The sequence below is a fragment of the Lentimonas sp. CC4 genome, assembly GCF_902728235.1.
Lineage (GTDB): Bacteria > Verrucomicrobiota > Verrucomicrobiia > Opitutales > Coraliomargaritaceae > Lentimonas.
The window spans coordinates 3,406,719-3,420,192 of record NZ_CACVBO010000001.1 but is presented as its reverse complement, the minus strand read 5'-3'; the positions used below and the strand labels follow the sequence as shown (position 1 = coordinate 3,420,192).

The following is a 13,474-nucleotide window of genomic DNA, read 5'->3' as shown; positions in this document are numbered from 1 at the left end:
CCCCGCCTTAGGTGAATTTATAGACGATACGCTGCCAGAAGTTGGCGATGGCAGAGGTGCCCCATAGGCGGTCGTGGTAGTTTTTGCGCACTAAATACATATTGTCGTCGAAGTCCCAAAACATGACGGTTTTGCCTTGGGGCTTGAGCTTTAGTAAGCGCTCGATGTTTCGTAGATTCGAGACGTGGAGCATTAAATAATCCGCTTGTGACTCGTTGAAATTTTTATACAGACGCTCCGTTAATACATCGAAGTGCAGATAGGTGGAGGAGGTGATCCAATAGATTTGTCCTGTTTGAATCGAAGGGTGTTTTTCTTTGATGGTGCGGATGACGGCACTGGAGATCGAGCTGATCATGATGTCGTTTTCACGTCCACGGTATCGAACGTCAGCGATGATGGCCTCTGCCAAACGACAGTCCTCCTTGTCGTCTCCTTGTGACTTGATCTCGATGTTCACCTTTTTGTCGATTGAATCCATGACATCTTCATAGCGCGCGATTTGACCGTCGGTGGCTTTAAGGAGTTCGGAGTAGCTAGAGTTGCCGATGGCTGCGAGCTTGCCGAAGAGGCGCAGTAGACGCTTGTCGTGAAAGACTACGATTTGCCCGTCGTTGGTGTATTGGACATCGAATTCGACAAACGCATAGCGGGGTTCTTTAGCTGCGGCCATCAGGGCGGGATGGCTGTTTTCCAAGTAGTCGACAGAGGCACCGCGGTGGGCTCCGAGGGTGCATGGATAGGAAGGAATACTGTCTTCGGATTTTCCGATTTGAGCCTTCATGACATCGCTCAAGCTGGAGGTGTGTTGCAGGAAGTCGCACCCTGTTAGTAGGCATAGGAGTAGACCGCAGTAGGTAAAAGCTAGTGGCTTGAGCATCTTGTTCGATATGTGCTGTCGTCTTATCTCCATGTGATCAATTGACGCCCAGATGAATGGTTCGGCTTTCAAAATCGGCACGAAAGCCATCTGGGGACAGGGGTTCAAGGTTTCTTTTTCGGTGCGAACCCTTATTGTGCCTAGCAGTTGACGCCTTTGCGGCATGGCCTAGAGTCCCTTAAAACCTGATTGTCCATCACTCATTACTAATGAAATTATTTTTTTGCTGTCGCACTATTTTGCCGGCGATTGCCCATGCCTCATTGGCTGTCGCTTTGCAGGGTGATCCGAATGCGCAGATGTCGGCATAAGAGATGGATCCGCTGACACAAGCTAGTTTGGGTGCCGCAGTGGCTATTGCTTGCTGCCCACGGGATCAGACGCGCTGGGCTGCGTTCATTGGTGCGGTGGCAGGTGCGGCGCCAGACTTAGATGTGTTGATTCGTTCGGCCTCGGATCCGTTGTTGAGTTTACAATATCATCGCCATTTTACCCATGCGCTGATCAGTGCGCCTTTGATTGGGCTCTGTGTCGCGGGGTTATTTAAGCTGCTGTTTTATCGCGCGAAGGTGACGTTTCGAGAGTGGGCGCTCTATGCGATCTTGGGAGCGCTGACGCATGGTTTATTGGATGCGTGCACGAGTTATGGCACCTTGTTGTATTGGCCGTTCAACTACCACCGTGAGTCGTGGGATCTGATATCAGTAATCGATCCATTGTTTACCTTGCCGTTGGCATTTTTAACTTTGTTTGCGTTCGCTTGGAGGCGTCCGCGTTTTGCGCAGGTGGCTTTGGTGCTCTGTGCATTGTATTTCGGGTTCTGTGGGGTTCAGCGCTCAAAGGCCACGCAGATGGCACAGCAGTTGGCCGAAGCGCGGGGGCATGTTCCGCAGCGATACTCGATCAGGCCATCGTTTGGCAATGTGCTGCTTTGGCGACTGATCTATGAGTTTGAGGGGCGCTATTATGTGGATGCCGTGTCGATCCTGCCAGGTGCTGCGCCGCGCTTCTATGAGGGGACGTCTGTCGAACACTTTACGGTTGCCGATGCGGCGGCAACCGTGGCGCCAGAGTCTGTGCTTGGGCGTGATATAGAGCGCTTCCGATTTTTCTCACAGGGATTTCTGTATCAGCATCCGACTGAGCCTGACGTGGTCGGTGATGTTCGCTATGCGATGTGGCCGGACTCGGTGGTGCCACTCTGGGGGATACGTATCGATCCCGCAAAGGCGGATGCGCATACCGAGATGGTGCACTATCGCGACCCTTCGAAGCCTTCGCGAGATCGCTTATGGGAGATGATTTGTGGGCGCGATGTGCCTGCGCAAGAATAGTGGGGTGAGCCTGCTTTTAACCGCGGGCTTTACTTGTAGGCACTGAGTCAGGTTTATGCTTTGCGGCTGTGTTTTTAACCGCGGATTGCGCGGAATATTGGGATGCTACTGATCCGTGTTATCCGCGAAATCCGCGGTCAAATATTCAGGTGTTGTGCATCGTTTGTGGTGCGTTTTGAATAGGGTTCTTTACTTGTAGGCACTGAGTCAGGTTTATGCTTTGCGGCTGTGTTTTTAACCGCGGATTGCGCGGATCTTTAAGATACTTCTGATCCGTGTTATCCGCGAAATCCGCGGTTAAATGTTCACTCTTCCTTGTGCTCGTTTGCGATGCGCTTCCAAGTGAGCGTCGATTTTTTGAAATTGAGCAGAAGTGCTACCTGTAAGCCAGTGATGTTTAAATACCCGAGCATCTGAGCGATGTGTGTATCGTTGAAAGCGGATGCAATTTTAGGATCCGAAATGACTTTATTGTCAACAATCAGGTCTGGTATTAGTGTGCCGATGAGTTGGTGGTGATAGTAGACGGAGAATTCTTTTTGTTGCTCAACTGTATGGCCACGTGCCTGCAACTCGATGACTAGGGCATTCTCATATAGCTTTTCATCAAGGCCTGGCTTGAGGTCGTTCAGGACTGTCATCGCTGCGCCGATGATGTCTTTTGTGATTTCCTCGTGCAGCATCTTGATGGGGAGTTAATGTATATTTTTAACCGCGGATTGAGCGGATTATTAGGATGCTTTTGATCCGTGGTTCAATGACACTAGGCCTTGCGGCGTGCTTGGACGGCTTGTGCTAAATCGGCGAGGATCGCTTCGGTCGCTGGCATGTCGATGCATTCGTCGGTGATGCTTTGCCCGTAAACATTGTCGCCATTGACGTCGTAGTTTTGACGGCCTGCGACGAGATGACTTTCGAGCATGACGCCGGCGATGCCTTGTTGGCCTGCGGCGATTTGCGTAGCGAGGTCTTTAGCGACTGCGGTTTGGCGGGTGTAGTCCTTGTTGCTGTTGCCGTGGCTGCAATCGACGATGAGCTTTTGCGGTAGATCGACGGCTGCCAGCTTTTCTAAAATCGGCTCGATCTCCTTCGCTTCGTAATTTGGGCCAGTGCGGTTGCCTCCGCGGAGAATCAAGTGAGCGGAGGGGTTGCCTGTCGTTTGGAAAATTGCAGTCACACCTTGCTTGGTGACCGAAGGGAACCAGTGCGGTTGACCTGCGGAGCGGACGGCGTCGATTGCGATTTGCACGTTGCCGCTGGTGCCGTTTTTGAAGCCGATCGGCATGGAAAGGCCGGATGCGAGTTCGCGGTGCACCTGACTCTCTGTTGTGCGTGCGCCGATCGCCGACCATGCGATGGCGTCGGCAATGAATTGCGGAATGATGGTATCGAGGAATTCGGCGCCAGTGGGGAGGCCGAGTTCGCAGATGTCGACGAGGAGCTTGCGGCCGATGCGTAGGCCGGAGTTGATTTCGAAACTGCCGTCCAAATTGGGGTCGTTGATCAAGCCCTTCCAGCCGACGACGGTGCGCGGCTTCTCGAAATAGACGCGCATGATAATCTGCAGGTCGGCTTTGTATTTCTCCGCGAGTGGAAGCAGTTGTTGCGCGTAGTCCATCGCAGCCTTGGGATCGTGAATCGAGCAAGGCCCGACAACAACGATCAGGCGATCGTCTGAGCCATTGAGAATCGCTTCGCTCTCGGTCCGTCCGTTTTCTACTACGGCGGTGGCTTTATCGGAGAGGGGGATCTCTTCAATGAGAATCGATGGTGGTAGGAGTGGGCGGTTGCCGGCTATGCGGCGATTGTCGTGTGCAGTGGACATCTTTGAGAATTAGGAATTAAAAATTAGGAATTAAGAATAGCGGAGTGGTATTACATACCTGGAAGCCCGGGCATGCCACCGCTTTCGCTCATTTGAGATTTCATGGCTTTCATCATCTTACGGCCTTTGCCGCCGTTCATCATTTTCATCATTTTCTGCATCTGCCCGAATTGTTTGAGTAGTGCATTGACGTCGCGCACTTGCACGCCAGAGCCATCGGCGATGCGTTTGAGGCGATTACCGCGAAGAATACGTGGGTTGCGGCGTTCCTTTAAAGTCATGGAAAGGATGATCGCTTCGGTGCGCGCCATTTTCTTCTCTTCTTCGTCGCCGACCTGTATGCCGCTGGCACCGGGGAGCATGCTGACGATGGAACCGAGTGAGCCCATCTTTTTAACCTGTTGCATTTGGGAGAGGAAGTCTTCCAGGTTGAAGTCGGCCTTACGCATTTTCTCTGCGAGACGTTCGGCTTCTTTCTCGTCGATGTTTTCCTGTGCGCGCTCAACGAGGGAGACGACGTCACCCATGCCGAGGATACGAGAGGCGAGACGATCGGGGTGAAAGACTTCGAATTCGTCCGGCTTTTCGCCCAGACCCATGAATTTGATGGGCACCTCGGTGATCGACTTCATCGAGAGAGCAGCACCACCACGGGCGTCACCATCGAGCTTCGTCAGGATAATACCAGTGCAGCCGACGGCTTCGTGGAAATGTTTGGCGACGTTGACGGCTTCTTGACCGAGTGCTGAGTCCGCTACGAGCAGGATTTCGTCGGGCTGAACGGCGTTTTTAAGGTCTTTGATCTCCTCGATTAGATCGGTGTCGATCTGGAGGCGGCCTGCAGTATCGAAAATAATGAGATTGGCGTCGGCTGATTTAGCGGCTTCGAGGCCACGTTTGCCGATGTTGACGACGTTTTTCTCTTCGCGGTCGCCGTAGAAAGTGCAGCCTTCGTTCTTGGCGAGCATTTCGAGTTGATCGATCGCAGCGGGGCGATAGACGTCGCAGGCCACCAGGGCGGGGCGGTATTCGCGCTTTTTCGCAAGGTAGCGAGCGAGCTTGCCACTACTGGTGGTCTTACCAGAACCATGGAGGCCGACCATCATGATGCGCAGGGGCTTCTTGTCTTCAAGGTCGGTGGCACCTTCGCCGAGGAGCTTTACGAGCTCGTCGTGAATGATTTTGATGACTTGCTGTCCGGGGGTGACGGATTTGAGCACCTTTTGGCCGACGCATTGCGCCTGCACATTGGCGACGAACTCGCGGGCCACTTTAAAGTGAACGTCGGCAGAGAGTAGGGCTTTGCGCACTTCCTTAAGTGCTTCGGCCATGTTTTCTTCGGTGAGTTTACCTACACCGCGCAAGTTGCGTAGAGCAGATCCCAGTTTGTCTGTAAGGTTTTCGAGCATTTTCGTCTAAATTTAAGGTCGCGACGGTAGGGGGCGATTGCGCAGAGGCAACGGGAAATTTTGAGAGATACGTGTGTGCGTGGGCGTTGTTTGACGAGATGACTCGCAGTATTAGCAGGTGAGCAGGTCGTAGCGGATTAAATCTACCTCGAAACGGATGCTTTACATGACGCTTCGATTTCGTAGTTTACTCCGTTTTGGCCAATCCGAGCCTTTCGGGAATAAAGGCCATATGACCTTATTTTTTTTATGAAGCAACGCACCATTCTTAGGGAAGTTTCAATTAGTGGGAAATCTTTGCACACAGGCGAAGAGGTTCACCTTACACTCAAGCCAGCACCGGAAAATCACGGTATTGTCTTTCAGCGCTTAGACCTGTTTGGCAAGCCGGAGCTGAAGCCGCTGGTTGACTATGTGACGGATCTTGTGCGCAGCACGACGATTGCAGATGGTCATGCGAAGGTAAATACCGTGGAGCACGTGCTGAGTGCATTGAACGGTTGTGGCGTAGATAATGTTCTCGTTGAGATGGATGCGAGTGAGCCGCCTATTTTGGATGGGTCTGCCAAGCATTTCGTGAATTTGATCCAGCAGGCTGAGCCCGTGGAGCAAGACGCTGAGCGTGAATATTTCGTGCTTGAAGAACCGATTTCGGTGACTCGTGGGGCGAGTTCGATCATTGCGCTGCCGTATGATGGCTTCCGGATTACTTGCACATCGACGGACGATCGTGGCATTCATACACAGCATTTGAGCCTCGATATTGACCCAGAGACGTATGTTGCACAGGTCGCGCCCGCTCGCACATTTACGATTTACGAAGACATCGAAGAGTTGCTGAAACTTGGTAAGATCAAGGGCGGTAGTCTCGATAGTGCGATTGTAATCAAGGGCGATAAGATTCTATCCAAGGAGCCCTTGCGCTTTAAGGAAGAATTCGTCCGCCACAAAATTCTCGATATCGTGGGTGACATCGTGCTGGTCGGTATGCCAATTAAGGCACACTTTATCGCAGTCCGCCCTGGGCATGCGTTGAATGCAGAACTTTCGAAAGTGCTGCGTGCGAAGTTGTTGGAGAAAATTAAGGGGGCTAAAAAGGCGTCCGCGAAGAAGGCGCCTGTTCAGGAAGCACCCGAGAAGGTGATGGATATTCGTCGTGTGATGGACTTGCTGCCACACCGCTATCCGTTCGTCATGATTGACCGTGTCACGGATGTGCCGAATGATGACGAGCTAGTCGCTCTTAAGAATGTCACGATCAATGAGCCGTATTTTCAAGGTCACTACCCAGGCCGTCCTGTAATGCCGGGTGTGTTGCAGATCGAAGCAATGGCGCAGGCCGCAGGCTTGTTGCTGCTACGTCGCTTGCCCGTGGAGGAGAACAAGATCGCGTTCTTTATGAGCGTCGATAAGGTTAAATTCCGTCAGGCAGTTGAGCCGGGTGACTCTGTTGAGATTCGAGTGAAGATCATCAAGGTTCGTGGTAATAAGATCGCGACAGCGACGGGCGTTTGCTCTGTCGGTGGTAAGACTGTTTCTAGCGCCGAACTGATGTTCATGCTGGCAGACGCTTCTGAGTAATCACAAATCGAGATATTATTTGATGGCTACTGAAGTTCATCCTACCGCAATCATTGAGCCAGGTGCCGAACTTGACGAGTCTGTCAGTGTTGGTGCGTATGCGTATATTGGTGCTCAAGTGAAAATCGCCAAAGGCACGGTGGTCATGCACCACGCGACAGTCGATGGTGCGACGACTCTGGGCGAGGGCAACGAGGTGCATCCGTATGCTTATGTCGGCGGTAAGACACACGATTTGAAATATATGGGTGGTGTGCATCGTTTGCAGATCGGTGACCGCAATGTGTTCCGTGAGTTTACAACGGTGCACTGCGCGACGTCTGCTGAGCAGCTTACGATTGTCGGTAACGATAACAATATACTTTCCTACAGCCATATCGCGCACGAGTGCGTGGTGGGTGATCATTTAGTGATGAGTAGTCACGCTGCGCTGGGTGGGCACGTCATCGTCGATGACTACGCCAATATTGGCTGGGGTGCCGGAGTGCACCAGTTTTGCCGTATCGGCACCCGAGCGATGGTCGGTGCGACTTCTAAAGTCGTGCAAGACGTGCCGCCGTATGTGATCAGTGACGGTAACCCAGCAGTGGCTCGCACTATTAATAAAGTGGGGCTCGAACGCGCAGGCTACAGCAAGGAGGAAATTTCGTTGGCGCGCCGTGTGTTTAAGGCGTTTTTCAAAGACGGCCTGAATCGTAGCCAAGCAGTTGAGTGGTTGACGAAAAATGAGGATATCGAGCACCGGGTGGTGAAGACGTTCCTTGATTTCACTGCTGATAGTCAACGTGGTTTAGGGTGAGGCACGTCTCGTCGTTTGATTTTTTATTAAATTAACGGCCGATTCATGTTCAGTATGTATCGTCGGCGTTGGATTTACCTTTACTGTCGCTGCCTAGGAATCTGAGCATCATCGGATGCTCTAAGCATAGCCTTATGTTTCTATCAGCCAGTGCAGAAGCAGTGGAGTAACGCTCAACGCGGATCATCCTTAAAAGAGTAGTTAGAAGTTAGAAGACAGTAGTTAGAAGCTGAATATCAGTGTTTTATGAAGAATCTTCGATTCGCCAAATGGCTTCGCCCTTCGGTTGCGCCCAAGGGCATAATAAGTGTCGCTGCGCTCGGTAGGCGGTGATAAATGCTCTCGTAAGCGTTTCATTACCAAGGACTAACTTGCTACGCCATCTACGGCAGACCTCCGTCTGACTCCTAACTTCTGACTCCTAACTTCTGACTCCTAAATCTAGGATCATTGTTCGCGGTGTTCGGGCGAATGAGGAGGCCTATTTGACGGTTTTGCATGTGAGCATCGTCTCAATCGAGGTGCTAAAAGAAGTGGTTTAGCTTTAGGCGAGGGCAGTGGAGGGATCGGGCTGATTTACGTTAGTTGCTGGTTGTAAATACTTTGTAACGGTCTTGTTAAAGTTCTGTGCTGGCAAAATGTAGCCTTGCAAGAGTGTTAGAATTCGAAAGCTTCTGCTCCCCTTTCATTATTATGCAAATTCTACGAATATTTCCCGCACTTTCTACGCTGCTACGCGTAACGCTGTTGCTGTGTGCGTTTGCGGCCGGTTCAGCTACTTCGCTTAGTGCAAAAGTGGGTAGTTATGACCGGCAGATCATTGCTGCGGTGTTGGTGCTTGAAGCGGCCAACCAAGGTGAGCGCGGAATGGCTGCAGTATTGCATGTTATCAACAATCGCGCGAAGGGTGATCCGAGTCGTGCGGTCGGGCAGGTGGCTCGACGCAAAGCATTTTCCTGTATCAATAGTATTACCTCGCAGGAGCATCCTGATTATGGCCCTGCGATCGCGCGTGCGATGAAAGACCGCACATGGCCGCAAGCTTTAGCCATGGTGGACGCGTATTGCGCGGGTCGTCTCGGCAATGACAATACCGGTGGTGCGACACATTATTGCATCCATCCGCCTCAGAGTTGGCGCGAGCAAATGGTATTTACCAAGCGTATCGGGATGCACGCGTTCTTCCGAGAAGTATAGGTTACTTTGACACCGTTTTGAGGCTGTCCTTCGGTGGAGTGGTGCTTGGCTGTATAGCGGTGGGCTCGCTGTAGTATACGCGTTTGTAGACCGTCTTAATAATGCTGAAATGAACTTAGCATGATCGCTCTGACTTGTTTGGTTCGGTATTTATTTTTGACCGCTTAATGGCGCTTAACGATCACTCTGTGTCCTTAACGACTCAGATGTATACAAAATCATGATCGTTTATCCTAAAAAGAGTAGTTAGAAGTTGGAAGGTAGGAGTTAGAAGCTGAGCATCAGTGCTTTATAGCCCCTTAAGCGCTCGCCAATTCGGCGGCGTCAGACTCGGCCGTAAGCACGTCATTACCAAAGACTAACTTGCTACGCCATCTACGGCAGACCTCCGTCTGACTCCTAACTTCTAACTCCTGAATATAGGTTTATGTGTTATAAAAAAATAGGTTCATCGTCGATTTGATTGGGGAGGATTGATGATTATTACGCTGAGGCTTGTCTTATTTTAACTTGTGGTTCGTGCTTCTGCTGCTTTCCGGAGCGCATACCCTCGGTAGCGCAAAACAAGCTCTCTTCCACCTTCGCCGTCGGCTTCCAGCGTCGCCTAAAGGTTCTGACGGAAGCCGACGGCGGACAGGTTGAGAAGCCCGTTCTACAATTTAATAGGGCTTCGTTTCATACTCACGCGCATCATGATTTGTGAAAAACGCATTCATGCTACTTCGCTATCTTACTGTAGGGGCTTTGCTTGGCCCAGACCATGAGCTCTGTCGAATTGGCGAAGCCCGCGCAAAGGCGACACGCATAGGAAGTGGTAAAACTTTAGCTGCCTTCGCGGGATCCGCCCTTCGACTAGCTCTGGGCCTTGAGCCTGTCGAAACGGCAAGCAGCATCGCTGCGCCAGATGCTTCGATTGCACAAATCACAATACTTGATGCGCGTGAGTATATCTCAGAAATTCACTACCAAGCGGATGCTTCCATAGAAAGTGACGGTGAACCAAAAATTAGACTTAGCGTAAGCCAGACTTTGGACACGTGTCTTTTGCTGTATCATTTTGCATGACATTCACCATCGTTATTCAGTTTTAGTGCGAGATTTTGGTATTAGGGAAGGCAGGGCGCGTGTGGGCACAAAAAAGCTTCGTCCCGCTGAGCGAGACGAAGCTAATGAAAGTGTATTGCTTGGTGGCCTATTGCGCGTCGAGCACTTCGGCTGCGTCTGTTTCGCTGACACCCTTGGCGACTAGCTCACTAACCAATGCGTTGGAGCTGACGTAGGAGGCGTAGCGCTGAAGAAAGCTCTTCGCCTGTGTGAGGTCTTCGTCGTCCGACGCGATCTCTGGCACGATCTTTTCTTCGACATAGACGAAGGTTCCGGTTGGGCCGCTGGTGAGCATCGGAGAGATTTCTCCGGCTTCCATGCTTTGTGCTTTTTGCAGTGCGCTTGGATTGAAGGTGCGTGGTGCTTCGCCGACCTTGAAGGCTTCGTTTGCTTGAGCCTTAAGGCCCAGTGCTTCAGCGGCTTCGACAAAGCTGGTGCCTTCGGCGACCTTGGCTTTGAGCTCAGTTTCGAGGCGTTCACCGTTCTCGTTGAAGAGACGGCGCTTCTCTTCTGCTTTGTAGTCGGCTGTGACAACGGCAACGACTGTTTCGTATGCAGGGATTTCAGGGGCGATACGGCCATTGAGGAATAGCACTCCATAGCCATTGTCGAGTTCGTAGGCATCTGAGAAGTAGCGGTTCTTGGAGAGTGCGAACGCGGACTCAAGCATATCTTGTGGGAGTGCGCGACGTGCGGCACCTTCTGCGGTGTAAGGTGCAATTTCGGCTAGAGAGAGGCTAGACTCATTGAGCAACTTGTTGAATGCCGCGGAGTCTTGCTCGATGTTGTCGCGGTAGAGTGTGTAGGCAAAGGCTTGAGCCGCTTCATTGGCAATGCGCATCGCAGCTTCGGCGGCGAGATCGGAGACTACGGCCTCGCGAACATTTTCAAAGGTGACGAGTGGCTTTTCTGTGTCGGCGTCAACTTTGGGCTGAGTGGCTTCGTATTCTGCGACGAAGCGTGCACGGTTCGCTATGAAGTGCTCGCGCAGGGCAGACTCTTCGGCCTCGACGACTTGATCGAGATACTTTGATGCAGGGAAGGTGACATAGCTCGCTTGGATACGTTCTGGGATCTCGTAGCGACTGGTGTTTGCTGTGTAGTATGCAGTCAGTGCTTCTTCGGTGGGTGCGACTTCGGGTGTAAAGTCTGCATAGCTGATTTCGGCTGTCGCTAGTTTAAGCGTGGTTTCGTTGCGCTGTGTTTGTGCGAGCGCTTCGGAAGGAAGTAAGTAACCTGGGCCGGCGAGGGATTTGCCGATTTGATCGATACGGTAGTCTTCTTCGAGGACGACGACGAAGAGACCTTGCGGCATGCGTGGGTTGGACTCGATGTTGTCAACGAAGCTGGTGTAGGCATCGCGGCTGAATTGACCGTCGGGGCCGCGGAAAGCGGCTTTAGTTCTGATGTAGCTTTCGAGCGCCTTTTGGCTCGGTGCTGGCACGCCGATTTCTTCGGCTAAGTGCAGAAGAGCGATGCGGCTGGTGACTTGCGATTGGAATTGCTGCTCGTTCTGAATCGGACGACCAGTGTTGAGGATCGCACTCAGGGAGACTTTCTCGCTGATGATGCCCATTTCGCGTGGCGAATTGAGGTCGTAGCCATAGAAGTTTTGCTCCTGGTAGGCGCTTTGGTCTGTTGTGCAACCAGGCGTATTACCAATCGTGAAAACGAATGCGACGATAATGACCGTCAGAAGAGTGAGGAATATCCAGCGACCGTGGCGGATGAGATGGTTTTGAATCCAAGAAATCATGACAAAAGGTAATAAGAAAGCGGCGAGGTTAGGTGCAGGTTATGCCCTGTCAATCCCTTGCTTTCTGTATGGTAAAGGAATTGTAGCGTGTGTGGTGTTTACGATTAACCTTGAATGAGGTTACTGATCGTGAGTTGGGCTTTAGGGCAGTCTTTTAGGCTTATAATTTCTTCTAAATAGATGCTCACCTCGGGAGTGTGCTGTGCGACTAGGTCAGCACCGTCGTTGTTGCCATAGGATTGAAATGCCTGCTTGAATCTACCCAGCGTAATGGACTCCAGAGGGTGCCCTGGCTGGTAGGCGTGATCACGCTCGTCTTCAATTGATTTGATGGCGACGGGCGTCAGGTAGCCGAGGTCACAGAGCCGAGTGATGCTGGAATTTAATATGTGGCTGGGCACGCGGAGTTTTTGATGTAGTTCACTGGCTCGGGAGGGGGCCTCACCTGCTTGAAATCGCTTGGCGACCAAGATCAAGACGGCAAGTGAGATGACCTCTTGCGTTTGTTCGCTGGTTTTCTGCCATGCATTCTCATTGGTTAAAAAGTCAGCATTTTGCACTGCGTAGGTCACTTGTCCTCCGAACAAAATGAGCAGCCAAAAAACGTAGAGTCCGAGCATGAGAACGACTATGATGCCGACCGAACCGTAAAGGCTGCGCGTGTTCACGACTTGCTGCACATAGAGAAATGAAAGCATGTTATAGAGCTGTAACAGTGCGACAACCAGCGTGGCTCCCATAAATGCTGGTTTCCAGTTGACGCTGGTATTTGGAATAAAGCGGAAGAAGAGCGTCAACAGCAGCACGATGATCACGAAGACGATGATGGGCGTGGAGAGGCGAAAGATGAATTTGAATTCTTCTCCGAATGGCAGGTAGTCAAATAGAACTTCGATTCGACTAAAAGATACTAATGTCAACGAGGCCGCTCCCATGACTGCTCCGAGGCTGATAAACGTCCAGTAGACGACGATGCGTTCTCCGAGTTTACGCCCTTTATCAACGCCCCATAGTGAATTGAAAGAGCCTTCGATCGAGGAGAGCACTTTTATGCCGATGACGAAGAGCATCAGGGAGCCGACGACGCCCACTTTTCCGGACTGTGCTGCCGTCATGAAGTTGTTAATCATTTCGGTGATTTCAGGTGCCAGTCCAGCGTCGACATCGTCCGAGTTATCTGTGTCAAGCGATAGTTGTGGTGCTGCGTAGGAGATTGCCGTTTCAATCCAAGCAACAGCCCTATTCTCGGCCGGTTGCCCGGAGCTGCTTACATCCGCTGGAGTTTGATCCATGACGAAGCTGGAAATCATGATACCTAGGGCGATGAGGGGGCCGATTCCAATCAACGAGTAAAAGGTGAGGGCTGCAGATTGCACTGGCAGCTTATTGCGGCGAAGCCCTTGAAGTGTTAGCGTTAAGATACGCAGTAATAGATAGATGCGTGCGCGTGCACTTCTACGACCAAGGTGTTCGAGCTCCCATATGTCTTTATCAAGTAGGTTACGCGAGCGTGCTAATTGCTTTTGCGCGCGCACTAACCAATTTGGCTTTGTGTGCTTAGTTGCCGAATTTGTTTGGCTATTCAAAAT

11 protein-coding genes are annotated in these 13,474 nt (G+C 51.5%); 5 read left to right on the top strand and 6 right to left on the bottom strand.

Annotation, left to right across the window (positions count from 1 at the left end; all coding sequences use genetic code 11):
- Nucleotides 1-7: 7 nt before the first annotated feature.
- Nucleotides 8-880, bottom strand: coding sequence for a glycerophosphodiester phosphodiesterase family protein (locus GZZ87_RS14665; protein ID WP_162026563.1), 873 nt, complete (start codon nt 878-880; stop codon nt 8-10).
- Between the two features lie 314 nt (nt 881-1,194).
- Here GZZ87_RS14665 and GZZ87_RS14660 point away from each other — a divergent pair, with 314 nt between their 5' ends.
- Nucleotides 1,195-2,214 carry a metal-dependent hydrolase gene (locus tag GZZ87_RS14660; protein WP_162026562.1) on the top strand — a complete coding sequence of 340 codons (1,020 nt, stop codon included), beginning with the start codon at nt 1,195-1,197 and terminating at the stop codon, nt 2,212-2,214.
- A 305-nt stretch (nt 2,215-2,519) separates the two neighbouring features.
- Here GZZ87_RS14660 and GZZ87_RS14655 read toward each other — a convergent pair whose 3' ends face one another.
- From GZZ87_RS14655 to ffh, 3 genes are all read right to left on the bottom strand, one after another.
- Nucleotides 2,520-2,897 (bottom strand): GxxExxY protein, encoded by a 378-nt coding sequence (locus GZZ87_RS14655; RefSeq protein ID WP_162026561.1) that lies wholly within the window; start codon nt 2,895-2,897, stop codon nt 2,520-2,522.
- A gap of 80 nt (nt 2,898-2,977) precedes the next feature.
- Nucleotides 2,978-4,039 carry a 3-deoxy-7-phosphoheptulonate synthase gene (locus GZZ87_RS14650; protein WP_162026560.1) on the bottom strand — a complete coding sequence of 354 codons (1,062 nt, stop codon included), beginning with the start codon at nt 4,037-4,039 and terminating at the stop codon, nt 2,978-2,980.
- A gap of 50 nt (nt 4,040-4,089) precedes the next feature.
- Nucleotides 4,090-5,448, bottom strand: a complete 1,359-nt coding sequence (gene ffh, locus GZZ87_RS14645; RefSeq protein ID WP_162026559.1) for a signal recognition particle protein — start codon at nt 5,446-5,448, stop codon at nt 4,090-4,092.
- Between the two features lie 249 nt (nt 5,449-5,697).
- On the opposite strand from ffh, the gene GZZ87_RS14640 reads away from it, so the two are divergent.
- The 4 genes from GZZ87_RS14640 (at nt 5,698) to GZZ87_RS14625 (ending at nt 10,090) form a co-directional block, all read left to right on the top strand.
- The gene (locus tag GZZ87_RS14640) at nt 5,698-7,029 is read left to right on the top strand and encodes a bifunctional UDP-3-O-[3-hydroxymyristoyl] N-acetylglucosamine deacetylase/3-hydroxyacyl-ACP dehydratase (protein WP_162026558.1); all 1,332 of its coding nucleotides are present in this window, start codon (nt 5,698-5,700) and stop codon (nt 7,027-7,029) included.
- A gap of 22 nt (nt 7,030-7,051) precedes the next feature.
- A complete protein-coding gene (gene lpxA, locus GZZ87_RS14635; RefSeq protein ID WP_162026557.1) occupies nt 7,052-7,828 on the top strand; it encodes an acyl-ACP--UDP-N-acetylglucosamine O-acyltransferase in 777 nt (258 codons plus the stop codon).
- Nucleotides 7,829-8,521: 693 nt separating this feature from the next.
- Nucleotides 8,522-9,025 (top strand): cell wall hydrolase, encoded by a 504-nt coding sequence (locus tag GZZ87_RS14630; protein WP_162026556.1) that lies wholly within the window; start codon nt 8,522-8,524, stop codon nt 9,023-9,025.
- A gap of 699 nt (nt 9,026-9,724) precedes the next feature.
- Nucleotides 9,725-10,090 carry a hypothetical protein gene (locus GZZ87_RS14625; protein WP_162026555.1) on the top strand — a complete coding sequence of 122 codons (366 nt, stop codon included), beginning with the start codon at nt 9,725-9,727 and terminating at the stop codon, nt 10,088-10,090.
- Nucleotides 10,091-10,217: 127 nt separating this feature from the next.
- Here GZZ87_RS14625 and GZZ87_RS14620 read toward each other — a convergent pair whose 3' ends face one another.
- Nucleotides 10,218-11,885 carry a peptidyl-prolyl cis-trans isomerase gene (locus tag GZZ87_RS14620; RefSeq protein WP_162026554.1) on the bottom strand — a complete coding sequence of 556 codons (1,668 nt, stop codon included), beginning with the start codon at nt 11,883-11,885 and terminating at the stop codon, nt 10,218-10,220.
- A gap of 104 nt (nt 11,886-11,989) precedes the next feature.
- The gene (locus tag GZZ87_RS14615; protein WP_162026553.1) at nt 11,990-13,471 is read right to left on the bottom strand and encodes a YihY/virulence factor BrkB family protein; all 1,482 of its coding nucleotides are present in this window, start codon (nt 13,469-13,471) and stop codon (nt 11,990-11,992) included.
- Nucleotides 13,472-13,474 lie beyond the last annotated feature (3 nt).

Excerpts from the sequence above, each read along its gene's own strand:
- GZZ87_RS14630 (WP_162026556.1), top strand. The coding sequence starts at position 8,522 with ATGCAAATTCTACGAATATTTCCCGCACTTTCTACGCTGCTACGCGTA.
- GZZ87_RS14650 (WP_162026560.1), bottom strand. The coding sequence starts at position 4,039 with ATGTCCACTGCACACGACAATCGCCGCATAGCCGGCAACCGCCCACTC.
- GZZ87_RS14655 (WP_162026561.1), bottom strand. The coding sequence starts at position 2,897 with ATGCTGCACGAGGAAATCACAAAAGACATCATCGGCGCAGCGATGACA.
- lpxA (WP_162026557.1), top strand. The coding sequence starts at position 7,052 with ATGGCTACTGAAGTTCATCCTACCGCAATCATTGAGCCAGGTGCCGAA.
- GZZ87_RS14640 (WP_162026558.1), top strand. The coding sequence starts at position 5,698 with ATGAAGCAACGCACCATTCTTAGGGAAGTTTCAATTAGTGGGAAATCT.
- GZZ87_RS14660 (WP_162026562.1), top strand. The coding sequence starts at position 1,195 with ATGGATCCGCTGACACAAGCTAGTTTGGGTGCCGCAGTGGCTATTGCT.
- GZZ87_RS14665 (WP_162026563.1), bottom strand. The coding sequence starts at position 880 with ATGCTCAAGCCACTAGCTTTTACCTACTGCGGTCTACTCCTATGCCTA.
- ffh (WP_162026559.1), bottom strand. The coding sequence starts at position 5,448 with ATGCTCGAAAACCTTACAGACAAACTGGGATCTGCTCTACGCAACTTG.
- GZZ87_RS14620 (WP_162026554.1), bottom strand. The coding sequence starts at position 11,885 with ATGATTTCTTGGATTCAAAACCATCTCATCCGCCACGGTCGCTGGATA.